This is a genomic window from Massilia arenae, from assembly GCF_008014745.1.
GTDB classification, from domain to species: Bacteria; Pseudomonadota; Gammaproteobacteria; order Burkholderiales; family Burkholderiaceae_D; genus Telluria; species Telluria arenae.
Genome location: NZ_VPFD01000026.1, coordinates 84,204 through 106,403 on the forward strand (window position 1 = coordinate 84,204; position 22,200 = coordinate 106,403).

28 protein-coding genes and 1 tRNA gene are annotated in these 22,200 nt (G+C 66.9%); 18 read left to right on the forward strand and 11 right to left on the reverse strand.

The window, feature by feature from the left end; all coding sequences use genetic code 11:
• Positions 1-70: 70 nt before the first annotated feature.
• The 3 genes from FVD38_RS20760 (at position 71) to nhaA (ending at position 1,957) form a co-directional block, all read left to right on the forward strand.
• Positions 71-361, forward strand: a complete 291-nt coding sequence (locus tag FVD38_RS20760) for a LysE family translocator (RefSeq protein WP_267874134.1) — start codon at positions 71-73, stop codon at positions 359-361.
• On the forward strand, positions 300-509 hold the full coding sequence (locus FVD38_RS27105) for a LysE family transporter (RefSeq protein WP_267874135.1): 210 nt from the start codon (positions 300-302) through the stop codon (positions 507-509). The genes FVD38_RS20760 and FVD38_RS27105 overlap by 62 nt, the downstream gene beginning before the upstream one ends.
• Positions 510-742: 233 nt before the next feature.
• Positions 743-1,957 carry a Na+/H+ antiporter NhaA gene (gene nhaA / locus FVD38_RS20765; protein ID WP_147936542.1) on the forward strand — a complete coding sequence of 405 codons (1,215 nt, stop codon included), beginning with the start codon at positions 743-745 and terminating at the stop codon, positions 1,955-1,957.
• Here nhaA and FVD38_RS20770 read toward each other — a convergent pair.
• The 4 genes from FVD38_RS20770 to FVD38_RS20785 are packed head-to-tail and all read right to left on the reverse strand — an operon-like array spanning position 1,954 to position 4,988.
• Complete coding sequence (locus tag FVD38_RS20770) at positions 1,954-2,472, reverse strand: arsinothricin resistance N-acetyltransferase ArsN1 family B (RefSeq protein ID WP_147936543.1); 519 nt, start codon at positions 2,470-2,472, stop codon at positions 1,954-1,956. The two genes, nhaA and FVD38_RS20770, sit on opposite strands and share 4 nt — an antisense overlap.
• Before the next feature lie 32 nt (positions 2,473-2,504).
• Positions 2,505-3,221 carry an arsenical resistance protein ArsH gene (arsH, locus tag FVD38_RS20775; protein WP_147936544.1) on the reverse strand — a complete coding sequence of 239 codons (717 nt, stop codon included), beginning with the start codon at positions 3,219-3,221 and terminating at the stop codon, positions 2,505-2,507.
• A 19-nt stretch (positions 3,222-3,240) separates the two neighbouring features.
• Positions 3,241-4,521, reverse strand: coding sequence for an arsenic transporter (locus tag FVD38_RS20780; RefSeq protein ID WP_147936545.1), 1,281 nt, complete (start codon positions 4,519-4,521; stop codon positions 3,241-3,243).
• Positions 4,515-4,988 carry an arsenate reductase ArsC gene (locus FVD38_RS20785; RefSeq protein WP_147936546.1) on the reverse strand — a complete coding sequence of 158 codons (474 nt, stop codon included), beginning with the start codon at positions 4,986-4,988 and terminating at the stop codon, positions 4,515-4,517. Before FVD38_RS20785 ends, FVD38_RS20780 begins: the two co-directional genes overlap by 7 nt.
• A gap of 102 nt (positions 4,989-5,090) precedes the next feature.
• Here FVD38_RS20785 and FVD38_RS20790 point away from each other — a divergent pair, with 102 nt between their 5' ends.
• On the forward strand, positions 5,091-5,432 hold the full coding sequence (locus tag FVD38_RS20790; protein ID WP_147936547.1) for an ArsR/SmtB family transcription factor: 342 nt from the start codon (positions 5,091-5,093) through the stop codon (positions 5,430-5,432).
• A gap of 115 nt (positions 5,433-5,547) precedes the next feature.
• Positions 5,548-7,053, forward strand: coding sequence for a DASS family sodium-coupled anion symporter (locus FVD38_RS20795; RefSeq protein WP_147936548.1), 1,506 nt, complete (start codon positions 5,548-5,550; stop codon positions 7,051-7,053).
• Here FVD38_RS20795 and FVD38_RS20800 read toward each other — a convergent pair.
• On the reverse strand, positions 7,044-7,610 hold the full coding sequence (locus FVD38_RS20800; protein WP_147936571.1) for an isochorismatase family protein: 567 nt from the start codon (positions 7,608-7,610) through the stop codon (positions 7,044-7,046). The two genes, FVD38_RS20795 and FVD38_RS20800, sit on opposite strands and share 10 nt — an antisense overlap.
• Positions 7,611-7,729: 119 nt before the next feature.
• Here FVD38_RS20800 and FVD38_RS20805 point away from each other — a divergent pair, with 119 nt between their 5' ends.
• Genes FVD38_RS20805 through FVD38_RS20820 form a run of 4 tightly spaced genes read left to right on the forward strand, consistent with a single transcriptional unit; the run spans position 7,730 to position 10,941 of the window.
• A complete protein-coding gene (locus FVD38_RS20805) occupies positions 7,730-8,680 on the forward strand; it encodes a phosphate acetyltransferase (protein WP_147936549.1) in 951 nt (316 codons plus the stop codon).
• Position 8,681: 1 nt separating this feature from the next.
• A complete protein-coding gene (locus tag FVD38_RS20810; protein ID WP_147936550.1) occupies positions 8,682-9,872 on the forward strand; it encodes an acetate/propionate family kinase in 1,191 nt (396 codons plus the stop codon).
• Complete coding sequence (gene fabI / locus FVD38_RS20815) at positions 9,869-10,639, forward strand: enoyl-ACP reductase FabI (RefSeq protein ID WP_147936551.1); 771 nt, start codon at positions 9,869-9,871, stop codon at positions 10,637-10,639. Before FVD38_RS20810 ends, fabI begins: the two co-directional genes overlap by 4 nt.
• A 14-nt stretch (positions 10,640-10,653) precedes the next feature.
• Positions 10,654-10,941 (forward strand): RNA-binding protein, encoded by a 288-nt coding sequence (locus FVD38_RS20820; RefSeq protein WP_147936552.1) that lies wholly within the window; start codon positions 10,654-10,656, stop codon positions 10,939-10,941.
• Here FVD38_RS20820 and FVD38_RS20825 read toward each other — a convergent pair.
• The 4 genes from FVD38_RS20825 to FVD38_RS20840 are packed head-to-tail and all read right to left on the reverse strand — an operon-like array spanning position 10,938 to position 13,003.
• Positions 10,938-11,186, reverse strand: a complete 249-nt coding sequence (locus FVD38_RS20825; RefSeq protein ID WP_147936553.1) for a hypothetical protein — start codon at positions 11,184-11,186, stop codon at positions 10,938-10,940. The genes FVD38_RS20820 and FVD38_RS20825 overlap by 4 nt on opposite strands.
• A 52-nt stretch (positions 11,187-11,238) precedes the next feature.
• On the reverse strand, positions 11,239-11,466 hold the full coding sequence (locus FVD38_RS20830; RefSeq protein WP_147936554.1) for a zf-HC2 domain-containing protein: 228 nt from the start codon (positions 11,464-11,466) through the stop codon (positions 11,239-11,241).
• Positions 11,463-12,023: a sigma-70 family RNA polymerase sigma factor gene (locus FVD38_RS20835; protein WP_187271660.1), complete on the reverse strand. Its 561-nt coding sequence runs from the start codon at positions 12,021-12,023 to the stop codon at positions 11,463-11,465. The genes FVD38_RS20830 and FVD38_RS20835 overlap by 4 nt, the downstream gene beginning before the upstream one ends.
• A gap of 5 nt (positions 12,024-12,028) precedes the next feature.
• Positions 12,029-13,003, reverse strand: a complete 975-nt coding sequence (locus FVD38_RS20840; RefSeq protein ID WP_147936556.1) for a catalase family peroxidase — start codon at positions 13,001-13,003, stop codon at positions 12,029-12,031.
• A 234-nt stretch (positions 13,004-13,237) separates the two neighbouring features.
• Between FVD38_RS20840 and FVD38_RS20845 the strand changes: the two genes are divergently transcribed.
• From FVD38_RS20845 to FVD38_RS20860, 4 genes are all read left to right on the forward strand, one after another.
• Entirely contained in the window at positions 13,238-14,680 is a 1,443-nt protein-coding gene (locus FVD38_RS20845) for a catalase (RefSeq protein WP_147936557.1), read from the forward strand.
• A gap of 252 nt (positions 14,681-14,932) precedes the next feature.
• Positions 14,933-15,475 carry a carboxymuconolactone decarboxylase family protein gene (locus tag FVD38_RS20850; RefSeq protein ID WP_147936558.1) on the forward strand — a complete coding sequence of 181 codons (543 nt, stop codon included), beginning with the start codon at positions 14,933-14,935 and terminating at the stop codon, positions 15,473-15,475.
• Positions 15,472-15,993 carry a redoxin domain-containing protein gene (locus tag FVD38_RS20855; RefSeq protein ID WP_147936559.1) on the forward strand — a complete coding sequence of 174 codons (522 nt, stop codon included), beginning with the start codon at positions 15,472-15,474 and terminating at the stop codon, positions 15,991-15,993. The genes FVD38_RS20850 and FVD38_RS20855 overlap by 4 nt, the downstream gene beginning before the upstream one ends.
• 102 nt (positions 15,994-16,095) lie before the next feature.
• Positions 16,096-16,842 carry a hypothetical protein gene (locus FVD38_RS20860; RefSeq protein WP_147936560.1) on the forward strand — a complete coding sequence of 249 codons (747 nt, stop codon included), beginning with the start codon at positions 16,096-16,098 and terminating at the stop codon, positions 16,840-16,842.
• Here FVD38_RS20860 and FVD38_RS26555 read toward each other — a convergent pair.
• Positions 16,832-17,317 (reverse strand): GNAT family N-acetyltransferase, encoded by a 486-nt coding sequence (locus FVD38_RS26555; protein ID WP_187271661.1) that lies wholly within the window; start codon positions 17,315-17,317, stop codon positions 16,832-16,834. The two genes, FVD38_RS20860 and FVD38_RS26555, sit on opposite strands and share 11 nt — an antisense overlap.
• A complete protein-coding gene (locus FVD38_RS26560) occupies positions 17,314-18,003 on the reverse strand; it encodes a hypothetical protein (protein ID WP_187271662.1) in 690 nt (229 codons plus the stop codon). The genes FVD38_RS26555 and FVD38_RS26560 overlap by 4 nt, the downstream gene beginning before the upstream one ends.
• A gap of 161 nt (positions 18,004-18,164) precedes the next feature.
• Between FVD38_RS26560 and FVD38_RS20870 the strand changes: the two genes are divergently transcribed.
• The 5 genes from FVD38_RS20870 to FVD38_RS20890 all read left to right on the forward strand — a co-directional run bounded on the left by FVD38_RS20870 (position 18,165) and on the right by FVD38_RS20890 (position 21,924).
• Positions 18,165-18,713 carry a GNAT family N-acetyltransferase gene (locus FVD38_RS20870; RefSeq protein ID WP_147936561.1) on the forward strand — a complete coding sequence of 183 codons (549 nt, stop codon included), beginning with the start codon at positions 18,165-18,167 and terminating at the stop codon, positions 18,711-18,713.
• Between the two features lie 119 nt (positions 18,714-18,832).
• Positions 18,833-20,314: a RimK family ATP-grasp domain-containing protein gene (locus FVD38_RS20875; protein WP_147936562.1), complete on the forward strand. Its 1,482-nt coding sequence runs from the start codon at positions 18,833-18,835 to the stop codon at positions 20,312-20,314.
• A gap of 45 nt (positions 20,315-20,359) precedes the next feature.
• Positions 20,360-21,013 (forward strand): MarR family winged helix-turn-helix transcriptional regulator, encoded by a 654-nt coding sequence (locus tag FVD38_RS20880; RefSeq protein ID WP_147936563.1) that lies wholly within the window; start codon positions 20,360-20,362, stop codon positions 21,011-21,013.
• Positions 21,014-21,024: 11 nt separating this feature from the next.
• On the forward strand, positions 21,025-21,747 hold the full coding sequence (locus FVD38_RS20885) for an MOSC domain-containing protein (protein ID WP_147936564.1): 723 nt from the start codon (positions 21,025-21,027) through the stop codon (positions 21,745-21,747).
• 87 nt (positions 21,748-21,834) lie between these two features.
• Positions 21,835-21,924: transfer RNA gene (locus FVD38_RS20890), tRNA-Ser, on the forward strand.
• The last annotated feature ends 276 nt before the right edge of the window (positions 21,925-22,200 follow it).

Here is a 22,200-nt window from a genome sequence, read left to right on the forward strand (position 1 = left end):
TTGGTCGGCCTAGTTGTTATTTCTTTCCATTTCGCTTGCAGCGGCGTTCACGCCCGGGCCTGGCGTGCTGATGGCCGTTACGACTGCCAGCGCGCAGGGACCGACCAGGCCCGTGTACAGCTCGGCCGGCAACGCGCTGGGCGTGTTCATCGTCGCCGCCACTGCGGTGGCCGGACTCGGCCTCGTGCTCAAGACATCGGCGCTGGCCTTCGGCCTGGTCAAGGTTGCCGGCGCTGCATATCTGATTTATCTCGGCATCCAGACCTGGCGCCGCGCGGCGCGACGCCGCACCGGCATCCATGGCCGGCCCGGTGGTCGTCCAGGCGACCTTCCGTGCCGACCTGCTGATCGCGGTCAGTAATCCGAAAGCCATCTTGTTCTTCACCGCCATGCTCCCGCAATTCATGCCGCCGGATCGCATCGACGTCGTGCGCTTCCTGATGCTCGCCGCGGTGTTCAACGCCTGTACGCTGCTGTCGCACCTGTTCTACGTGACCGGTGCGGCGTAGGTGAAGCGTCGCGCGAAGCAGAGCGTCGCGCGGGCGCGCCTGGCCAAACGCGGCGTCGGCCTGCTGTTCATGAGCATGGGTGGCGCCCTTCTGACCGTGAAGTAGGCGCTGCGCAGCGGTTGAAGCACGCTGCCCGATTCGGTACAATCGTGGCATGGCGTGTGCTGCGTGCGCCCGGGGCTGTCCCCGAATACGGAGAACGACAAATCGTTTTCCGTATAAGGAGAAGTCCCATGAGCGTCAACGCGTCCAATCTTTCCGCTTTCCAGCGCTTCCTCGCCAGCGAATCCGCCGGCGGCATCCTGCTGATGTTCGCCGCCGTCGCCGCGCTGCTGGTGGCAAACAGCCCCCTCGCCGACAGTTACCACCACCTGCTGCACCTGCCCACCGGCCCCATACTGAGCGACAAGCTGGGTCCGATGACGCCGCACCTGTGGATCAACGATGGCCTGATGGCCCTGTTCTTCCTGCTGGTGGGCCTGGAGATCCGGCGCGAGCTGGTCGACGGGCGCCTGGCCACCTGGAAGGCGCGCCGCCTGCCGGCCTTGCCGGCCTTGATGGGCATGGCGGTGCCGGCCGTGATCTATACGGTGCTGACCCGTAGCGACCCGCTGCTGGCCAATGGCTGGGCGATCCCGTCGGCGACCGACATCGCCTTCGCCATGGGCGCGCTGGCCCTGCTCGGGCGCCATGCGCCGCTGTCCCTCAAGCTGCTGCTGGTGGCGATCGCCATCCTCGACGACATGGGCGCGGTCGTGATCATCGCCATCTTCTATACCTCGAGTATCGACGGCGGCGCACTGGCGGCGGCCGGCGCTATTGTCGCGATCCTGGTTGCGCTGAACCGGCTGCGGGTGATGTCGCTATGGCCTTACCTGATCGGCCTGGCCCTGCTGTGGTACGCGACCCTGCTGTCCGGCGTGCACGCCACCATCGCGGGGGTCGTCGGCGCCTTCCTGATTCCATATATCCCCTCCACCGGCGAGCAGGATGCGTCGGATTCGCCCGACTCTCCGCTGCACCGGCTCGAGCACGCGCTGGCGCCATGGGTGGGCTTCCTGATCGTGCCGCTGTTCGGTTTCGTGAATGCCGGCGTGTCGTTCGCCGGGCTGTCGCTGTCGAGCGTCCTGGCGCCGCTCCCGCTGGGCATCGCGGCGGGTCTGTTCGTTGGCAAGCAGCTGGGCGTGTTCGGCGGCGTGCTGATCGCGGTGAAGACCGGGCTGGCGGCAAAGCCGGCCGGCGCCAGCTGGCTGCAGATCTATGCGATGGCGATGCTGTGCGGGATCGGCTTCACCATGAGCCTGTTTATCAGCGGGCTGGCTTTCCCGGGGCACCCCGAATTCGTCGAGGAAGCCAAGATCGGCATCCTGCTTGGATCGCTGGTGTCGGCGGCGATCGCCTGCCTGATCCTGCGTTTCGCGCCGAAGGCCGGAGAGCAGGCCTCCTAGCCTGACGTGACACCAGGCTGCGGCGCCAGCAGCAACTGCCAGTAGCCGACGTCCACCCGGCGCCCGAACTTCACGCCCACTTCGGCGAAGTGGGCGACCTTGCGAAAGCCCAGCCGCTCGTGCAGCGCGACGCTGCGCTCGTTGGGCTGGGCGATGCCGCCGATGACCGTATGCAGCCCGCGGCTGCGCAGTTCGTCGAGCAGACGCGCGTAGATGCGCTGGCCATGCCCGCGGCCCGCCAGCTCGGGATCGAGATAGACGCTGCTCTCCACCGCATGCCGGTAAGCCGGCCGGGCGCGCCATTTGGTGGCATACGCGTAGCCGGCCACCACGTCATCGATTTCCAGCACCAGCCACGGTAAGCCGCCGTCGGTGACGTCCGCGATGCGCCCGGCCATGTCGGCTTCAGGCACTGGCGCTTCCTCGAACGAGATCGTGGTGGTGGCGACGTAGTGATTGTAGATGGCGCAGAAGCGCGCGGCGTCCAGGCTGGAGGCGGGGCGGATGTCGGTCATGGCTTCATGGTAGCAGCTGATGGACTGGCAGCTCACAGCTGCGCGATCTGGCGGTCGATCGCCCGGTTCGCGCGCTCGCTGCGTTCGCTGTACCGGTCCGTCAGGTAGGCGCTGCTGCCGCGCATCAGGAGCGTGATCTTGACCAGTTCCTCCATGACGTCGACCACGCGCTCGTAGTAGGCAGACGGGCGCATGCGGTCATCGTCGCCGAATTCCTTGTAGGCCATCGGCACCGACGACTGGTTCGGAATCGTGAACATGCGCATCCAGCGGCCCAGCAGGCGCAGGGCATTGACCACATTGAACGACTGCGAGCCGCCGCAGACCTGCATCACGGCCAGCGTCTTGCCCTGGCTCGGTCGCACCGAACCCTGTTCGAGCGGAATCCAGTCGATCTGGTTCTTGAAGACCGAGGTGACGGCGCCGTGACGTTCCGGGCTGCACCATACCTGACCCTCGGACCAGATGCACAGCTCGCGCAGCTCGACCACCTTCGGATGGGTCTCCGGCACGCTGCCAACCATCGGCAGCCCGGTGGGATCGAAGATCTTCACGTCGGCGCCGAAGTGGCGCAGGATGCGCGCCGCTTCTTCGGTCAGCAGGCGGCTGAACGCACGCTCGCGCAGCGAGCCATACAGCATCAGGATGCGCGGCGGATGATCGACGCCGTCGGCGGGTGCGAGCCGTTCGGCGGCAGGCAGGTCGAGGCGCGCCGGATCGAGGTTCGGAAGGTCGGGAATCTGGTCCATGGTCGTTCTCGAAAAAGGTTCAGCCCAGGCGCAGCGCGAGCGCGCACAGCGTGAGCAGGAGGATCGGCAAGGTCAGCACCAGGCCGACGCTGAAATAGTAGCCCCACGATATGCGGATGCCCTTGGCCGCCAGCACGTGCAGCCAGAGCAGGGTGGCGAGGCTGCCGATCGGCGTGATCTTCGGCCCCAAATCGCTGCCGATCACGTTCGCATAGATCATCGCCTCGCGCACCGCGCCGGTCGTGGCGGTGGCGTCGATCGCCAGCGCGCCGACCAGTACCGTCGGCATATTGTTCATGATGGACGACAGGGCCGCGGCGATGAAGCCGGTGCCCAGCGCCGCGCCCCAGACGCCGTAGGCGGCGCAGCGCTCGAGCAGGGCGCTCAGGCCCTCGGTCAGGCCGGCATTGCGCAGGCCGTACACCACCAGGTACATCCCGAGCGAGAACACCACCACCTGCCACGGCGCGCCGCGCAGCACCGCGCGCGTCGGGATGTGGTGGCCGCGCGCGGCGACGGCGAGCAGGATGATGGCGCCGCCGGCTGCGACGGCGCTGATCGGCACGCCGGCATCGTCCAGCCAGAAGAAGCCGGCCAGCAGCAGCGCCAGCACCCACCAGCCGGCGATGAAGGTCGCGCGGTCGTGAATCGCATCGGCCGGGCGGCGCAGTTGGGCGAGGTCGTAGTGGCGCGGGATGTCCTTGCGGAAGAAAAGATAGAGGATGGCCAGGGTCGCCGCCACCGAGACCAGGTTGACCGGCACCATGACCGCCGCGTAGCGGGCGAAGCCGATGCCGAAGTAGTCGGCCGAGACGATATTGACCAGGTTCGACACCACCAGCGGCAGGCTTGCAGTGTCGGCGACGAAGCCGGCCGCCATCACGAAGGCCAGCGTTGCGCGCGGCGGGAAGCGCAGCGCGGCCAGCATGGCGATCACGATCGGGGTCAGGATCAGCGCCGCGCCGTCGTTGGCGAACAGCGCCGCGACGACGGCGCCGAGCAGCACCAGCAGGACGAACAGGCGCCGGCCGTCGCCTTTGCCCCAGCGCGCCACGTGCAGCGCGGCCCACTCGAAGAAGCCGGCGCGGTCGAGCAGCAGGCTGATGACGATTACCGCGACGAAGGCGCCGGTGGCGTTCCAGACGATGTCCCAGACCACCGGGATGTCGGACGGCTGGACCACGCCGAGGAGCAGGGCGGCGACGGCGCCGCCGGCGGCGCTCCAGCCGATGCCCAGGCCGCGCGGCTGCCAGATCACCAGCGCCAGCGTGGCGATGAAGATGAGCGAGGCGGTCAGCATGCGCCGATGCGGTCCAGCGCTGCCTTCAGTGCTGCGCGGTCGCCCGCCAGTTCGGCCAGCGGCAACGCGAACAGCGCCCCGATGCGGGCCAGCACGATTGCGTAGGTCGCCTCGAAGGCTGCCGCGACTTCCGCGGGCGTTCCCTGAACCTCGCTCGGGTCAGTCAGTCCCCAGTGCGTGCGCACCACGTCGCCCAGGTAGGCCGGGCAGGTCTCGCCGGCGGCATTGCCGCATACCGTCACCACCACGTCCGGCGTGAGCGGCAGGTCGTGCCAGGATTTGCTCGTATAGCCGTCGACCGCGATGCCGTGACGGCGCAGCAGGCCGAGCGCATCCGGGTTGAGTCGGCCGGTCGGGTGGCTGCCGGCGCTGATGGCCTTGAAGCCGTGCGGGGCGAGGTGGTTGAACACGGCTTCGCTCATGATCGAGCGGCAGGAGTTGCCGGTGCAGAGGAACAGGAAGTTCATGGGACGAAAAGGTATCGGGTTAATCTCAATATTTCAATAGATATTGAGACGATGGGCCGACTATAATCGAGGCACTGAAATTCTTCAACTGGAACATCGAGGATGGAAACCAAACAGGTACTGGCGGCGCTTGCCGCCCTGGCCCAGGAATCGCGGCTGGCGATCTTCCGCCTGCTGATCCAGGCCGGCCCAGCGGGACTGCCGGCCGGGAAGGTCGGCGAGGAACTGGGAATCTCCTCGTCGGCGCTGTCCTTCCACCTGAAGGAACTGGTTCACGCCGGCCTGGTGACGGCGCGCCAGGAAGGGCGCTTCGTCATCTACACGGCGCAGTTCGACACCATGAGCGCACTGGTCGGCTTCCTCACTGAAAATTGCTGCGCCGGCGTCCCCTGCGGAATCGACACGTCGGGCAGCGCTTGCTCACCGCCGACCGCCAAATGCTGAGAGCGCCTGCGCCGTTCCCGACCATCGCGGTCAACAATTGATGCATCGCAACATTCCTCTGCTAACATATTAACCAGTTGTCGTCATCTGGTTGTACTGTTAGGAAGGAATCGTCATGCTGTCGCAATTGCAGGCCATGTTTCGCTACTTTAACCAGGTAGTGCCGTTCCGCCTGGTTCCCGCCCTCATCACCACCGCCGTCCTCGTCACGCTGCTCGCGCTGCCCCATCCCGAGGGTTTGAACCCCGATTCCTGGGGTCTGGTCGCCATCTTCCTCACCACCATCGTCGCCATCATCCTGAAGGTGATGCCGATCGGCGTCATGGCCCTGATGGCCATCGTCATCGTCTCGCTGTCGCAGGTGACGTCCGGTTCGTCCAAGGGCGCCATGGCCGACGCCCTCGGCAGTTTTTCGAGCCCGCTCATCTGGCTTATCGTGGTCGCCGTGCTGATCTCGCGCGGTCTCAAGAAAACCGGCCTGGGCAACCGCATCGGCCTGCAGTTCATCGCGCTGCTGGGCAAGCGCACGGTCGGCATCGGCTACGGCTTGGCCGTGTGCGAGCTGGTGCTGGCGCCGTTCACGCCCAGTAATACCGCGCGCGGCGGCGGCATCGTGCACCCGATCATGAAGTCGATCGCCAGCGCCTTCGATTCCGATCCGGCCAAGGGCACGCAGGGCAAGGTGGGCACCTATCTGGCGCTGGTCAACTACCACGCCAACCCGATCACCTCGGCGATGTTCCTGACCGCCACCGCGCCCAATCCGCTGGTGGTCGACTTCGTCGCCCGCGCCAGCGGCCAGAGTTTTCATTTGAGCTGGACCACCTGGGCCTTGTGCATGGTGTTGCCGGGCCTCGTCTGCCTGTTCCTGATGCCGCTCGTGGTCTACCTGCTGGCGCCGCCCGAACTCAAGAAGACGCCGGATGCGGTGCACTTTGCGCGCAGCGAACTGGTGCGCATGGGGCCCTTGTCGGCCAAGGAGAAAGTCATGCTCGGCACCTTCGGCCTGCTGCTGGTGCTGTGGGCGAACGTGCCGGCCATGCTGTTCGGGCCGGCGTTCACGCTCGATCCCACCATGGTCGCCTTCCTCGGCCTGTTCACGCTGATCATCACCGGCACCCTCGACTGGGACGACGTGCTGTCCGAGAAAAGCGCCTGGGATACCCTGATCTGGTTCGGTGCGCTCGTGATGCTGGCCGAGCAGCTCAATAAACTGGGCGTCATCGCCTGGGCCTCGAACGGCATGCGCGACGCCATCGCCGCCAGCGGCATGGGGTGGGGCGCGGCGGCGACCGTGCTGGTGCTGGCCTTCGTGTTCTCGCACTACCTGTTCGCCAGCACCACGGCCCACATCAGCGCCATGATGTTCGCCTTCCTGTCGGTGGGCGCTGCGCTGGTGCCGGGCGAGTACCTGGTGCTGTTCCTGCTCATGATGACCGCCGCCTCGGCCATCATGATGACGCTCACCCACTACGCCACCGGCACCTCGCCGATCATCTTCGGCAGCGGCTACGTGACGATGGGGGCGTGGTGGCGCATCGGATTGATCATGTGCGTGTTCGAGCTGGCGGTGTTCGCCATCGTCGGTGGCGCCTGGTGGAAGGTTCTCGGCTACTGGTGAGCGTTCACGGGCTCTGATTTAACCAGCGCCAGCACCTCGCGAAAGCGTGGATGGCGGCAATCGTGCAGCCACTCGAACAGCACCATCTCGTGGCTCACGATCGTCGCGCCGGCATGCTGCAGGCGGCGCATGGCGGCAACGTGGTCCGCCGCGCGGCGCGAGCCGCTCGCGTTCTCCACCACGAACACCTCACGGCCGGCGCGCAACAGGCCGAGCGCTGTCTGCAGTAGGCAGACGTGGGCTTCGCAGCCGGCGATCACCACTTGCCGGCGGCCCGGGGCTTGCGCGTCGAGCGCCGCCAGCAGGCCATCTTCGCAGGCGTCGAAGTGCGTCTTCGTCACTGTCTGCACGCACAGCCGCGCCAGCGCGTCGGTATTCGGGCCGAGCCGTTCGTGGTTCTGCACCGTGCCAAGGACTGGCACCTCGAGCAATGCGGCGGCGCGGGCCAGCACCAGCGCCTTGGCGATGACATCGTGCGCGCCGTGGATCGCCGGCATCATCCGGGCCTGGTAGTCGACCAGCACCAGGCTGCTGGCCCCGGCATCGATTGCTTTCATCGTCATTCAGTCTCGATTTTTCTTAAACCAGATTAAGTTTTGTTGCGACGCAGCATGAAATCGTTGCTTTGGTACCATCTAATGCTACCATCTTGCGGTCACAGCACGAGGAGACAGGAATGGAACCGGTGAACACGACGCATCCCTATTATGACCGGCTGATCGCCGCCGCGCGCACGCAGGGGCCAGTCACGGTGGCGGTGGCGCACGCCTGCGACCGCTATGCGATCGAAGCGGCGCTCGACGCCGCCCGGATCGGCCTGATCGAGCCGCTGCTGGTCGGTCCGCAAGCGCGCATCCACGCCGCGGCCGACGCGGCCGGCCTCGACATCGGCGCGCTGGCGCTGTTCGACACGGAGCACAGCCACGCCTCGGCCGCGCGCGCGGTGGAACTGGTGCGCGAGGGAAGGGCGTCGGTCCTGATGAAGGGCAGCCTGCATACCGACGAGTTGATGGGGGCCGTGGTGTCGGGCGCCACCGGCCTGCGCACGGCGCGGCGCCTCTCCCACTGCTTCGTGATGGATGTGCCGGGCCGCGGCGAACCGCTGATCATCACCGACGCCGCCATCAACATCATTCCCGATCTGGCGGCCAAGCGCGACATCGTGCAGAACGCGATCGACCTGGCCCGGGTGCTCGGCTTCGACGGCGTGCGGGTGGCGATCCTGGCAGCGGTGGAAACCGTGAGCGCCAAGATGCCGTCGACGATCGACGCCGCGGCCCTGTGCAAGATGGCCGACCGCGGCCAGATCACGGACGCGGTGCTCGACGGCCCGCTGGCGATGGACAATGCAATCGACCTGCAGGCCGCGGCCATCAAGGGCCTGGTGTCGCCGGTGGCGGGGCGCGCCAACGTGCTGGTGGCGCCGGACCTCGAAGCCGGCAATATGCTGGCCAAGAGCCTGAGCTTCATGGCCGGCGCGGCGGCGGCCGGCATCGTGCTCGGCGCCCGCGTGCCGCTGATTCTAACCAGCCGCGCCGATACGGTCGCGGCGCGCCTGGCCTCGTGCGCGGTGGCGGTGCTGCTGGCGCGCCACCAACTGGCCAGCGCCAGGCTGGCGGGGCGCTGAGATGGGAGCCAGCGACTGCGTCGCCATCATCAACGCCGGCTCGTCCAGCATCAAGTTCTCGGTGCATCGCCTGCCCGACCTGGCGCTGGCCTTCAAGGGCCGGATCGAGAACCTGTATCGCGGGGCGACCCGCTTCATCGCCCAGGATGCCGACGGCGCCACGGTCGGCGAGCACAGTTGGCCGGACGCGCTCGACCACCATGCCGGCATGGCCTTCCTGATCGGTTTCGCCGAGCGCGAACTCGATGGCTACCGGGTGCGCGCGGTGGGCCACCGCATCGTGCACGGCGGCGTCGATTACAGCGGCCCCCAACGCCTGGACGAGACCGTGCTCGAACGCCTTGAGAGACTGGTGCCGCTCGCGCCGCTGCACCTGCCGCACAACCTGGCGCCGGTGCACGCCCTGATGGCGCTGGCGCCCGGCCTGATGCAGGTCGGCTGCTTCGACACCGCCTTCCATACGGCGCAGCCGGCGCTGGCCCAGGCCTTCGCGCTGCCGCCGGAGATCACCGATCTCGGTATCCGGCGCTATGGTTTCCATGGCCTTTCCTACGAATACATCGCGGCCACCTTGCCGCAGCATGACCCCGCGCTGGCCGGGGCGCGGGTGGTCGCTGCCCACCTCGGCAACGGCGCCAGCATGTGCGCCATGCACGGCGGGCGCAGCGTGGCCAGCACCATGGGCTTCACCGCCGTCGACGGCCTGCCGATGGGCACGCGCTGCGGCGCCCTCGATCCGGGCGTGGTGATCTACCTGATCGAGGAACTGGGCATGAAGGTGTCGAGCGTGCAGCGCCTGATGTACCAGGAGTCGGGGCTGCTGGGCGTGTCCGGCCTGTCGTCCGATATGCGCACGCTGGAGGCCAGCAGCGATCCGCGCGCGCAACTGGCGATCGATTTGATGGTTTACCGGATCGGCCGCGAACTCGGTTCGCTGGCGGCGTCGCTGGGCGGCCTGGATGCGCTGGTGTTCTCGGGCGGGATCGGCGAGAACAGCGCGCGCCTGCGCGCCGCCGTCTGCCGCGACGCCGCCTGGCTCGGCGCCGAACTCGATGAAGCCCTGAACGCCGCGCCGCCGCCCGGCGTCGCGCGCATCAGCACGCCCGCAAGCCGGGTCTGCGTGTGGCTGGTGCCGGCCAATGAAGAGCTCATGATCGCCCGTCATACCCTCGATCTGCTGGAGACCGCATGAAACACCATCATCCCATCCTGGAAGGCAAGCGCGCGCTGGTGGTTGGCGTCGCCAACGAGCATTCGATCGCCTGGGGCTGCGCCAAAGCCTTCCATGCGCTGGGCGCCGAACTGGTGCTCACTTACCTGAACGACAAGGCGCGCCCGCACGTCGAACCGCTGGCCGCGCAGATCGGCGCGCGCCTGCTGCCGCTCGACGTGCGCGAACCGGGACAGCTTGAAGCGCTGTTCGCCGAACTCACGCAACTGGGGCAGCTCGACATCCTCGTGCATTCGATCGCCTTCGCGCCGAAGGCCGACCTGCAGGGTGGCCTGCTCGACTGTTCGCTGGATGGCTTCCTGCAGGCGATGGACGTGTCGTGCCACTCCTTCGTGCGCATGGCGAAGCTGGCTGCGCCCTTGATGACGCAGGGCGGCAGCATGTTCGCGATGAGCTACCACGGCGCCGACAAGGTGGTGCCGAACTATAACGTGATGGGACCGGTGAAGGCGGCGCTGGAATCGAGCTGCCGCTACCTGGCCCATGAACTGGGACCGCGCGACATCCGCGTACATGCCATCTCGCCGGGGCCGCTCAAGACGCGCGCCGCCTCGGGACTGAAGGATTTCGACCTGCTGCTGAGCGATGCTGTGGCGCGTGCGCCGCTGGGAGAACTGGTCGACATCGACGACGTCGGCCAGGTGTGCGCCTATCTCGCCTCGGACTTCGCGCGCCGCCTGACCGGCAGCACCGTCTATGTGGACGGTGGCCTGAACATCATCGCCTGAACTCTGGAGCAACCATGAAAGTCATCCTGTCCGGCCTGCACGGCGACGCCTGCGAAACCGCCATCATCGAAAGCTTTGCACCCTTCTTCCACATCCGCCACGTCGAGATGATCCGCGAAGGCTCGCCCGACAGCCCGTGGGCCGTGCTGCACATCGCCGATTCCTACGAGCGCGCCTGGGAAGCGTGCAATACGCTGCGCGGCGTCTTCCACCGCGGCAAACGCCTGCACATGTACATCCCGCTGCACCAGCCCGACATCTACCACGAGTTCGAGCCGCACCAGCGGGTCGATATCCGCTAGGCCTGCACGTGCGCGAGGTCCGAGTGCGGCGCGACCGGCAGCACCTTGGTCCCGATGACGAGGCTGGGCAATTCAGTCACGCCGCGTTCCTTCGCCTGCGGCGCCAGCCCCGGATGCAGGCATAGATCCACGACCCGCAGGCTCGGGATGGCGGCGCCGAGGGTGAGCGCGATGTCCAGGCACAGGCGGCAACCGTCGTGATAGAGGATGGGCGCGTCGGTGGATGGAGAGGGGAGTTGGGTCATGATTGCCTCGATATGATTAGGATTCCTAATGATAATTCAATGGCGCTCTCTGTCAAGCATCGTCCGGCGCCGCATCGCGCGCGAGCAGGGTATCCAGCTGCGCGAACAGCTGGGCGAACTGGCGCGAGGCCACCTGGCAGGCGGCGCAGCCGGCCAGGTGCGCGGCCAGCTGGCGCGCCTGCTGCGGCGTGAGCGGCTGGTCGCGCGCGCTGGAGACGAGCCAGGTGGTGTCGCGGCAGGTGATCGCGGGGGTAGTGTCGGTGGTGATGTTGTCAGTCATTCGGGTTCTCCCCAGCTGCGCACCGTGCATTCGCGCAGGCGCATGCGCGCGCGGTACAGCACCACGCGCAGGTTGGCATTGGTGAGCATGCAGTGCTCTTCGATTTCCTTCAGTTCCATGCCCAGGTATTCGCGCATCAGGAACAGGCGCGCCGTGTCCTCGGGCAGGCGGCGCATGCACAGCTCGACGATGTCGAGCAGCTGGCGCTGGGCGGCGAGGGTGGCGCCGCACATGGTGTCGACGAAGGTGTCGGGATGCCAGGCGCCGTCGGGCGTGAACAGGCCGTCGAATTCGGCCTCGCCGTCTGGGACGAGCACGGGTGCATCCTGCGCGGGACGTCGGCTGCGAATCAGGTCGACGATCTTGTGACGCAGGATCCCGGTCAGCCAGCTGCGCAGGGTGGCGCGGCCGGCGTAGCCGTTCCAGCCGCGCGCCGCGCCGACCAGCGTGTCCTGGACGGCGTCTTCGGCATCGGCCTGGCTGCCCAGTTGCAGGCGCGCCAGGCGCAGCAGGAAAGGGCGTTCGCCGGCCAGGGCCTGCCACGGGTCGCGCGCCACGTCCATCATTGCTTGAGGCGGCGCGACAGCGAGACCGCGTAGGCGGCGCCGCGCGCGTGCAGGATCGGATCGTCGCTGGCCGCGATTCCCGTCGGCAGCGCCAGCGGCATATAGACCACGCCGTTGCAGGCATCCTGCGGCGCCTGCCCCTTGACCAGCAGGCGGCCCAGCTCGACCTTGCCGGCGCCCTGCCACACGGTGCTCGGATCGAGCAGCGAATCGCCGGCGGCCGGCAACTGGGCATACAGCGTGAAGCCGACGGGGCCTGCGCCCAGCCGCTTGGCCAGTTCGTCCTGCAGGAACAGGTCGGGCAGGGTCTTTTCTTCGTCGGCAGTCAGGTACTGCACCGCGCCGAACGGTTCGGCAATGATGCGCGCATGTTGCGTCTTCTTGCCGCGGCCGCCGAACACGAAGGCGTTGTTCGAGAAGTAGGGCGTGCTGGCATACGAGCTTGGCGCCGCATGCGCGGCCAGCAGCGCCGGCTGGCGCGTGCCGTCCGGGTGGACGGCGTTGTGGGCGGCGACCTTCGCCGGGTCGGGCTTGCCGGTGGCAGGATCCGGCACCCGCGCCTGCAGGAAGCTGACGAAGGATTCCGGCGTGGCGGCGAAGAAGGCCGGCTCCGAGATCAGGAGCAGGTCCCAGGTCTCGCCGCCGGCTGCCACGCGCATAGACAGGCCGCGCACGCTGCGGCTCTTGTCCGACGCCTTCGGATTGCCGCCGCCGACCGAGAAACGGACATTGGCCGGTACGCTTTTTTGCCCGAACAGCCGGCCGTCGGCGAGGTCGCGCGCGCTCTTCGCGGGCTGGAATTGGCCGGCCGCGCAGAAGCCCTTTGCGTGCGAGGCGCGCATGCCTGCGTGCGATCCGAATGTGCCGTTGAGGGCGTCGACCAGGCCGGCGGGGCTGGTGTCCTGGGCTTGTGCGAGAGGGGCGCCGGCGGCGCCGATTGCCAGCACGGCTGCGGCGAGTGTGTTGTTCATGATGGACTCCTGTTCGAATGGTAGGTAGCGATAAGTCGGCGCAGCCGGCGTTTCGTTACAGTGTCGCGCCGTTTTTTTCGCAAGCCTGTGCCTATTGCGCCGGCCGATCGATATTCCCAATCACGTCCAGAGGAAATTCCAATTTCTCATTTTAAGTTAGGTGTCCTAACATTCGTCTCGGCTTACCGCAACATGAACAAGACGCATACCCCACTACCACTGAAGGAGACAGCGATGAACAAGCTGACCACCGCCGCAGGCGCACCCGTCGTCGACAACCAGAACACCATGAGCGCCGGGCCGCGCGGCCCGCTGCTGCTGCAGGACGTCTGGTTCCTTGAAAAACTGGCCCACTTCGACCGCGAAGTGATCCCCGAGCGCCGCATGCACGCCAAGGGCGCCGGCGCCTATGGCAGCTTCACCGTGACCCACGACATCACGCGTTATACCAAGGCGCGGCTGTTCTCGGAAATCGGCAAGAAGACAGAGCTGTTCATGCGCTTTTCGACGGTGGCGGGCGAGCGCGGCGCCGCCGACGCCGAACGCGACATCCGCGGCTTCGCCATGAAGTTCTATACGGAGCAGGGCAACTGGGACTTGGTCGGCAATAACACGCCGATCTTCTTCCTGCGCGACCCGCTCAAGTTCCCCGACCTGAACCACGCGGTAAAACGCGACCCGCGCACCGGCATGCGCAGCGCCGACAACAACTGGGATTTCTGGACCAACCTGCCCGAGGCACTGCACCAGGTCACCATCATCATGAGCGAGCGCGGCATCCCCAAGAGCTACCGCCACATGCACGGCTTCGGCAGCCATGCCTTCAGCTTCATCAACGCTGACAACGAGCGCTTCTGGGTCAAGTTCACCTTCAAGACGCAGCAGGGCATCGCCAACCTGGACGATGCGCACGCCGCGGCGCTGATCGGCCGTGATCGCGAAAGCCATCTGCGCGACCTGTACGACAGCATCGAGGCGGGCGACTTCCCGCGCTGGACCATGTACGTGCAAATCATGCCGGAGAAAGAGGCGGCCACGTATCGCTACAACCCGTTCGACCTGACCAAGGTCTGGCTGCACGAAGACTACCCTTTGACCGAGGTCGGCGTGCTGGAATTGAACCGCAACCCCGAGAACCACTTCGCCGAAGTGGAGCAGGCCGCATTCAGCCCGGCCCACGTGGTGCCGGGCATCGGCTTCTCGCCCGACAAGATGCTGCAGGGCCGCCTGTTCTCGTATGGCGACGCCCAGCGCTACCGCCTTGGCGTGAACCACCACCAGATCCCGGTGAACGCGCCGCGCTGTCCGGTGTACAGCTACCACCGCGACGGCGCGATGCGGGTCGACGGCAATCGTGGCGGCACGCCGGCGTATGAGCCGAACCGCCATGGACAGTGGCAGGAGCAGCCGGACTTTCGCGAGCCGCCGCTGTCGATCGAAGGCGCGGCCGATCACTGGAACCATCGCGTCGACGACGACTATTATTCGCAGCCGGCGCTGCTGTTCAGGAAGATGTCGCCGGCCCAGCAAGACCTGCTGTTCGAGAACACGGCTCGCGCTATCGCGGGCGCCTCGAGCGAGGTCAAGGCGCGCCATATCGCCAACTGCACGCTGTGCGATCCGGCCTATGGCGAAGGCGTGGCCCTGGCCATCGCCCTCCACGATGAAGGCATCTGAAGATTTTTAATTAGGAGTCCTTGACATTAATCCGGCAGCTGCTATCCTGTGTTCTCGGGCAGTCAGGCAGCCGACATCGCAGCATCCAGGCAGTAGAGAAGCAAGACGTCCCACGCATGCCGCCGCATGCCGGGCGTCGCGATATCGGCAGCATGACTGCCTCTTTTTTCAAGGTTCATAGTTAGGAGTCCTTTGTAAATGGGTGATGTGGCCGCACCCTTCGACCCGGCCACTCGACTGAAAGGAAACATCATGTCCCGTATCGAACTCGTCAACCCGACCACCGCCCAAGGCACCAGCGGCGAACTGCTGCAACAGATCAAAGGCGCCTTCGGCGTCGTGCCGAATATGTTCCGCGGCGTGGCCAACTCGCCGGCAGCGCTGACCAGCATGTGGGGCTCGTTCGGCGCCCTCGGCGGCGGCACCATCGGCGCCCGCCTGGGCGAGCAGATCGCCGTCGCGATCGCCGACCGCAACGAGTGCCACTACTGCCTCGCGGCCCACACCGCCCTCGGCCAGAAAGCCGGCGCCAGCGCCGACGAGATGGCGCAAGCCCAGGCCGGCCAGTCTAGCGACCCGCAGACCGCCGCCGCCCTGCGCTTCGCACTGGCCGTGGTCGAGAAGCGCGGCCACGTCGATGCGACCGAGGTGCAGGCCCTGCGCAACGCCGGTTTCGACGACGGTGCGATCGTCGAGATCATGGCCCACGTGGCGCTGAACCTGTTCACCAACTACGTGAACGTGGCCTTCGACGTGCCGGTCGACTTCCCCGGCGTGAAGCTGCGCGCAAAATGAACGCGCCTCTCTACCACGCCCCCGCGCCCGAGTTCGAGGTCAGCGGCTGGCTGAACGCCACGCAGGCGCCGACCCTGGCGTCCCTGCGCGGCAGGGTCGTGGCGGTGTATGCCTTCCAGATGCTGTGCCCGGGCTGCGTCTCGCATGGCATCCCGCAGGCCAAGGGCATCGGCCAGCTGTTCGGACAGGACGAGGTCGCGGTGCTGGGTCTGCACACGGTGTTCGAACACCACGACGCCATGAACGAGGGCGCTTTGAAAGCCTTCGTCCATGAGTACCGCATCGGCTTCCCGGTCGGTATCGACCGCGCCAGCGACACCGGCCCGGTGCCGCGCACGATGGAGCGCTATGGCTTGCGCGGCACGCCGACCTTGCTGCTGTTCGACCGCCAGGGCGTGCTGCGTCACAACCTGTTCGGCCGGGCCGAGGACATGCAGGTCGGCTCGCTGATCGGCCGGCTGCTGGCCGAACCCGTCGAGGCCATGGGTTGCGACGGCGACGCTTGCAGCGTGCGTTAGCAATAGCAACTGCGCCGGCGCGGCGCGCCCCTGGGAGCGGGGGCGCCGCCGGCCACCACCGAACGATTCGATTCACTCGCAGAACAAGAAAGAGAACCTGATATGAAACTGATCCAGACCACCCTTGCCGCAGCCCTGTCGCTGACCATGCTCGGCGCCTTCGCCCACCAGGGTGAGCACAAAGGCGGCATCAAGAGTGCCCCGACCAAAGGCGTGAAAGCGCCATTCGACATCCACCACACCAAGATCACGACCGAGGGCAATATCGCGACCTTCCACGTGTCGGTGTCGGGCAAGGCCGGCGCATCGAAGCCAGCCAAGACCGGCAAGCTGGCCGGCAGCAAGGTGTTTTCGTATGTGTGGCCGACCACGATGGATCCGTCGACCGTGGGCTTCGAGCGCGGCGCCGGCATCCTGGCCTTCGCGGTAACGTCGCACCCGGATTTCGACGACACCCCGCTGTACGACGAGAACGGCGACGGCAAGCTCGATAACGACGGCGACCTGTGGCACTCGCACTGGGTGGTGCTGACCAAGGATGCGGCCTGCGGCAAGGACGCGCTCAAGATCGTCGACATCCCGGAAGGCGCCAAGCCGAAGCTGCCCAAGACCTGGCCCGGCCTGCCGATCCTGATCGACAGCCCGGCCTACAGCCCGGTCTTCAAGGGCGACACGCTCGAAGTGAAGGTGCCGTTCGACGACATCACGGTGCTCAACAACGCCGGCTTCGACGGCGTGACCGCAGCCCTGCGCATCAACGAGAGCGTGCACAATCCGCTGGTCTGCGTGGCCGACGTGTTCAAGGTCGCCTCCGGCAACCTGAGCCTGCCGGGCAAGGTCAACCAGTAAGGTCGCTGGCAGGGATCCGCGGCGCCAGCGGCTTTTGCAGGCGCAGCGCATCCATGCCGTCGTGGTAGTAGGCGGCGTGGCGGCCGAATTCCCGGTAGCCGCGTCCGCGGAACAGCGCCAGCGAAGCCGCATTGTCGGCGCGGATCTCGAGCCGCAGGCAGGTGTAGCCGTGGGCGCGCGCCTGGCGTTCGGCGGCATCGACCAGCCCCGCGCCGACGCCCCGGCCCAGGTGTTCGGGGTGGGTTGCGATCGAATACAAGCGCGCGATCGTCGAGTTCGCGCGGAACAGCAGCAGGACGTAGCCGCGCAGGGAGTCTTCGTCGGCGGCATCGACCAGCAGGGCGCCGTGCGCACTGGCGAGCAGGTAGCGAAAGCGCCGCCGGTCGAGCCGGTTGCCGGGAAAGCTGGCGTCTTCGATGCCGACCAGCGCCGCGACGTCGTCCAGGGTGGCGCGCCGGACAGGGTTGGCCTTCATCCCCATAATGCATGCGCCGCGCCCAGCTGCGCCGCCGGCAAGGTCGACAGCTTCGGCAAGGTGGCGTACACCTCGTCGTACAGCGCGTGCATCTCGCCGGCGGACTCGGGGTCGCAGGTTTCGGCGTCGCTCACGCAGCGTCCGGGGCCGTAGTCGTGCGCCGCCGGCTGGTGCAGGACGACGTTGGCCAGGCTGGCGTCCTGCACGCGCGCCACGTGGGCCAGCACGGCCGCGCGCTCTTCCATGCGGGGACCGTCGGCGCCGCAGACCGCGACGAACAGCACCCGCATGCCGGGATTGAAAACGCGCGCCGCGTTCAGGCGCGCCAGCAGCCGGTACTGGCAATCGAGATCGATCTCGGCGCCGCGCACCGGCACCACCACCAGCCGCGCCGAGGCCAGCACGCAGCGGCACTCCTCGGTGTCGCGCGCGCCGGCGTCGATCAGGATGTCGTTGAACAGCGGGCGCAGGGCGGCCAGCCGCGTCTTGACCGCGCGGCTGCCCACCTGGCGCGTGTCGATCCAGGGCCGCAGCGCCGCGGCGCCGCGTTCGGCGCCCCAGCCATCGTCGCGCGCGGTGTTCATCAGGCATATCCGGCGCCCGCTGCGTGCGCGCAGCACCGCGAGATTGCGCGCGATGACGCTGCGGTCGGGATTGCCGTGCTGGTTGACGATGGCGATGATCATGATGGCCTCCAGTGCAGGTTCGATGGTGACAAGCGTAGCGGGACAGCCGTAAAAACCGGGAAAAAGACAGGGCTGGACAGATCAATGCCGTGTAAACGCGCGCTACCGCGATCGGCCATCCCGGGATAAGGTGCCGGTCCCCGATCAATCCTGGAGCTGCCATGCCCGACCTTCATTTTCCTGACCTGTCCACCGAGCGCCTTCGCCTGCGCGCATTGCGCCCAGGCGATGCGACGGAGCTACTGGCGCTGTACGCCGATGCCGAAGTGATGCGCCACTGGATCCACCCACCCTGGTCCTTGCTGGCGCAGGCGCAGGCGGCGATCGATGAGGCGCAGCGTGATTTAACGAGTGGCCGGGCGCTCCACCTGGCGATCGAGGCGCGGCTCGATGGCCGCCTGGTCGGCAGCTGCGCGCTGTACGATTTCGCGCCCGAACACCGGCGCGCCACGCTCGGCTACCTGCTGGCCGCGCCATACTGGGGGAAGGGGATGGCGCGCGAGACGCTGCAGGCCCTGCTGGGATATGGCATCGGGACCCTCGGACTGGAACGCATCGAGGCCGAGGTCACGCCGCACAACGTCGCGTCGCAGTCGCTGCTGGCGCGCCTCGGCTTTCTCCGCGAAAGACGCCTGCACGCGCGCTGGCACGTCGGCGGCGCGACTCGCGACGTCGACCTGTGGGCGTTTACACTCGCTTGCCATGAGTAGGGCGGTTCTTTATACGGTTTTTATGGCTGCGCCGCTAGAGTGGCGGGCAACCCAACTCCGGCATCGCCACCATGACCACGCACTCCACGAATTCTTCCGAGTCTGATCCCGACAGCGAAATGCGAACGCGCCGCCTGGTGGTCGTCGACCAGGCGCGGGACTGGCGCACGCCCGATGGCGATTGCACCGTGATCGAGGCCGACGACTTCCTGGCGGGATGTGCGTCCGACGAGGGCGCACTGGTGATCAACCTGTGCGGCAGCTACAAATACCTGTCGGTCGGCTACTACTGCTCGCTGATGGCGCAGGCCAGGGGGCAGCAGGTGCTGCCGTCGGTGAAGACCATCAACGACCTGTCGCGCAAGGCGATCTATACCCTCGACACGGTTGAACTCGACCGTGCGCTGAACGAGGCGCTCGGCGGCGCCGGCGGCGTGCCGATGCCGGTCGCGTTCTCGCTCGATATCCGTTTCGGCACGACCGACTACACGCCGCTGGCCGGCCTGGCGCGCAGCATCTTCGACACCTTCCCGGCGCCGCTGCTGCGGGTCGACTTCGCACGCGGCGACGCATGGCATATCGTGGCGATCCGGATGCAGGGCCCGGGCGCGCTGGGCGGCACGGAACGCAGCGCCTGCGAGGCATTGGCAGCCGCCTGGGAAGGCTTGCCGCGGCGCGCGCCGGCCGCACGCCGCTACCGCTATCGCATCGCCATGCTGCATGACGCGCACGAGGAGCTGGCGCCGAGCAATCCAGGCGCGCTGGCGCGCTTCGCCGCCGTGGGGCGCGAACTGGGCCTCGAGGTCGCGCCGGTGTCACGGCTGGATTTCTCGCGCCTGGCCGAATTCGACGCCCTGTTCATCCGCGAGACCACCGCCATCAATTACCACACCTATCTGTTCGCGAAAAAGGCCGAAAGCGAGGGACTGGTGGTGATCGACGACCCGTCCTCGATCCTGCGCTGCACCAACAAAGTGTATCTTGCCGACCTGCTGCGCCGGCACGATATACCCACGCCGCTGACCTTGACCCTGCAAAAGGCCGATGCCGGCGCGCTGGCCGCCATCGAGGCCAACATCGCCTATCCGATGGTGCTCAAAATCCCGGACGGCGCCTTTTCGCGCGGCGTCGTGAAGGTGCGCGATGCGGATGAATTCAGGAGCGTGGCGCAGGAACTGCTGCGGCAGTCGGCCCTGATCCTGGTGCAGGAATACCTGTACACCGATTTCGACTGGCGCATCGGGGTGCTGAACCGGCAAGCCATCTTCGCCAGCAAGTACTTCATGTCGAAAGGCCACTGGCAGGTCGCCAAGCGCGACGCCAGCGGCAAGGCCGAATTCGGCATGGCGGCCGCGGTGCCGCTGGGCGAGGCGCCGCCCAAGCTGCTCGACTACGCGCTGCGGGCGGCCAACCTGATCGGTGACGGCCTGTATGGCGTGGACATGAAGATGACGCCGCGCGGGCCGGTGGTGATCGAGGTGAACGACAATCCGAACATCGATGCCGGCGCCGAGGACAGCGTGCTGGGCGACGAACTGTACCGGATCGTGCTGCGCGACTTCGTGCGCCGCCTGGATCTGCTGCACGGGGTGAATCCCTAATTAGGACTCCTTGACAAACCCGCGTGCTTTGCTATCCTGAAGCACATGGACATCCAACCCGAAACCCCATGGGACAGCACGCCCGACGTCTCCGCCCGCATCGTCACTGCCATCGGCCGCATCGCGACCGTGCTGCGCGCGGGCATGTGGGAAGTCTCGACCAGCGAAGGCCTCAATCCGGCCCAGGCCGAGATCCTGCACCTGCTGCAGCACCGCACGCGCGGCGTGCGCCTGTCGTGGCTGGCCAAGCAGCTGTCGATCTCGGCGGCCAGCGCCAGCGATTCGGTGGCCGCGCTGGTGGGCAAGGGCCTGGTGCGCAAGGCGCGCGCCGAGGACGACGGCCGTGCCACCGCGCTGCATCTCACGCCCGACGGCGAGCGGGTGGCAGAGCGCCTTGGCCATGCGCTCTCGTTCGCCGACAATGCGGCGTCGCGGCTGGCGTCAAGCCAGCAGGTGCAGATGCTCACAGGCCTGTTCAAGCTGATCGCTGAACTGCAGAAGACCGACCGCTTCCCCGAGCTGCGCGCCTGCCTGTCGTGCCGCCACTTCGAGGCCAATAAATACCCGGGCGCCGAGGTGCCGCACCACTGCGCACTGGTGGGGGCGCCGCTGCCGATTTCCTTCCTGCGCATCGATTGCGCCGAGCACGAGCCGACCGATCCTGTCACCCAGCAGCGCAACTGGGCCATCTTCGCCTGAGGGGGGACACCATGAGTTCATTTCAGGCGCGCCCGATCGAGGCGCTCTTGAGTGGCCGCGCGCGCATGATCGGCACGCCCGGCACGCTCGAGGTCCTGAGCGGTATCGGCAAACAGGCGCGCCATGGCGCCCTGTGGCTGGCGCTCGATGGCCTCGAGGGTGACGAGCAGGGCGACCGGGTCTACCACGGCGGTCCCGAGAAGGCGCTGCACCACTACGCGTTCGAGCATTACCCGCATTGGCGCGCCTGGTATCCGGACAGCCCGGTGCCTTATCTTGCCGGGGCGTTCGGCGAAAACGTGTCGACCGTCGGCATGAGCGAGCGCGAGGTGCACGTGGGCGACGTGTTCCGGGTCGGAGAGACGCTGGTGCAGGTGTCGCAAGGGCGCCAGCCTTGCTTTCGCGTCAACCTGCGCTTCGCCCGGCCGGATGCGGCGCTGGCGCTGCAGGCCAGCGGCCGCACGGGCTGGTACTACCGCGTGCTGCGCGAGGGCTGGCTGGCGGCGGGCGACGCGTTCGAGCTGGTCGATCGGCCGTGTCCCGACTGGCCGCTGGCGCGCGCGATCGCGGCCATGTTCCCGGACGATGCCCGGGCGCCCGGCCTGCGTGAGGAATGGATCGAGGCGTCCCGGCTGGCGCCGCTGGCAGAGCGCTGGCGCACGACCTTCGAGCGGCGCCAGGCGAGCGGGAAGGTCGAGGACTGGAGCCTGCGGCTGAACGGCCCACCGACGTAAAAATTACCTGGCGCGCATGCCTTGCAGTTTTCGCCAGACGTCCGCTATAATGCGGCCTCGCTTACGCGACCACGCAACACCGATTCAGGAGAGGTGGCAGAGTGGTCGAATGTACCTGACTCGAAATCAGGCGTACGGGCGACCGTACCGTGGGTTCGAATCCCACCCTCTCCGCCAAGTAGCATGAAAAAGCCACCGCAAGGTGGCTTTTTTCATTCCGGAACGTCACAGAGGAGTAGGGCGCCTGCGCGCCCTACGTGTGGGGATTCGAAGGGCATCGCGTACTCGCGATGCCGCGGCCTGCAGGATGTAGGCGAATCCCACCCTCTCCGCCAGGCAGCATGAAAAAAGCCACCGCAAGGTGTAATGCCGTTCAGTTAAGACTGAGCGGCATTTTTCTTTTCAGGTGTTGTAAACGCTAGCTGAGGCTGTTAACCTGCGTCACCATGTTTG

Bases quoted from the DNA above. Each gene is read 5' to 3' on its own strand.
- FVD38_RS20760 (WP_267874134.1), top strand. From the start codon at position 71: ATGGCCGTTACGACTGCCAGCGCGCAGGGACCGACCAGGCCCGTGTAC.
- FVD38_RS27105 (WP_267874135.1), top strand. From the start codon at position 300: ATGGCCGGCCCGGTGGTCGTCCAGGCGACCTTCCGTGCCGACCTGCTG.
- nhaA (WP_147936542.1), top strand. From the start codon at position 743: ATGAGCGTCAACGCGTCCAATCTTTCCGCTTTCCAGCGCTTCCTCGCC.
- FVD38_RS20770 (WP_147936543.1), bottom strand. From the start codon at position 2,472: ATGACCGACATCCGCCCCGCCTCCAGCCTGGACGCCGCGCGCTTCTGC.
- arsH (WP_147936544.1), bottom strand. From the start codon at position 3,221: ATGGACCAGATTCCCGACCTTCCGAACCTCGATCCGGCGCGCCTCGAC.
- FVD38_RS20780 (WP_147936545.1), bottom strand. From the start codon at position 4,521: ATGCTGACCGCCTCGCTCATCTTCATCGCCACGCTGGCGCTGGTGATC.
- FVD38_RS20785 (WP_147936546.1), bottom strand. From the start codon at position 4,988: ATGAACTTCCTGTTCCTCTGCACCGGCAACTCCTGCCGCTCGATCATG.
- FVD38_RS20790 (WP_147936547.1), top strand. From the start codon at position 5,091: ATGGAAACCAAACAGGTACTGGCGGCGCTTGCCGCCCTGGCCCAGGAA.
- FVD38_RS20795 (WP_147936548.1), top strand. From the start codon at position 5,548: ATGCTGTCGCAATTGCAGGCCATGTTTCGCTACTTTAACCAGGTAGTG.
- FVD38_RS20800 (WP_147936571.1), bottom strand. From the start codon at position 7,610: ATGAAAGCAATCGATGCCGGGGCCAGCAGCCTGGTGCTGGTCGACTAC.
- FVD38_RS20805 (WP_147936549.1), top strand. From the start codon at position 7,730: ATGGAACCGGTGAACACGACGCATCCCTATTATGACCGGCTGATCGCC.
- FVD38_RS20810 (WP_147936550.1), top strand. From the start codon at position 8,682: ATGGGAGCCAGCGACTGCGTCGCCATCATCAACGCCGGCTCGTCCAGC.
- fabI (WP_147936551.1), top strand. From the start codon at position 9,869: ATGAAACACCATCATCCCATCCTGGAAGGCAAGCGCGCGCTGGTGGTT.
- FVD38_RS20820 (WP_147936552.1), top strand. From the start codon at position 10,654: ATGAAAGTCATCCTGTCCGGCCTGCACGGCGACGCCTGCGAAACCGCC.
- FVD38_RS20825 (WP_147936553.1), bottom strand. From the start codon at position 11,186: ATGACCCAACTCCCCTCTCCATCCACCGACGCGCCCATCCTCTATCAC.
- FVD38_RS20830 (WP_147936554.1), bottom strand. From the start codon at position 11,466: ATGACTGACAACATCACCACCGACACTACCCCCGCGATCACCTGCCGC.
- FVD38_RS20840 (WP_147936556.1), bottom strand. From the start codon at position 13,003: ATGAACAACACACTCGCCGCAGCCGTGCTGGCAATCGGCGCCGCCGGC.
- FVD38_RS20845 (WP_147936557.1), top strand. From the start codon at position 13,238: ATGAACAAGCTGACCACCGCCGCAGGCGCACCCGTCGTCGACAACCAG.
- FVD38_RS20850 (WP_147936558.1), top strand. From the start codon at position 14,933: ATGTCCCGTATCGAACTCGTCAACCCGACCACCGCCCAAGGCACCAGC.
- FVD38_RS20855 (WP_147936559.1), top strand. From the start codon at position 15,472: ATGAACGCGCCTCTCTACCACGCCCCCGCGCCCGAGTTCGAGGTCAGC.
- FVD38_RS20860 (WP_147936560.1), top strand. From the start codon at position 16,096: ATGAAACTGATCCAGACCACCCTTGCCGCAGCCCTGTCGCTGACCATG.
- FVD38_RS26555 (WP_187271661.1), bottom strand. From the start codon at position 17,317: ATGAAGGCCAACCCTGTCCGGCGCGCCACCCTGGACGACGTCGCGGCG.
- FVD38_RS26560 (WP_187271662.1), bottom strand. From the start codon at position 18,003: ATGATCATCGCCATCGTCAACCAGCACGGCAATCCCGACCGCAGCGTC.
- FVD38_RS20870 (WP_147936561.1), top strand. From the start codon at position 18,165: ATGCCCGACCTTCATTTTCCTGACCTGTCCACCGAGCGCCTTCGCCTG.
- FVD38_RS20875 (WP_147936562.1), top strand. From the start codon at position 18,833: ATGCGAACGCGCCGCCTGGTGGTCGTCGACCAGGCGCGGGACTGGCGC.
- FVD38_RS20880 (WP_147936563.1), top strand. From the start codon at position 20,360: ATGGACATCCAACCCGAAACCCCATGGGACAGCACGCCCGACGTCTCC.
- FVD38_RS20885 (WP_147936564.1), top strand. From the start codon at position 21,025: ATGAGTTCATTTCAGGCGCGCCCGATCGAGGCGCTCTTGAGTGGCCGC.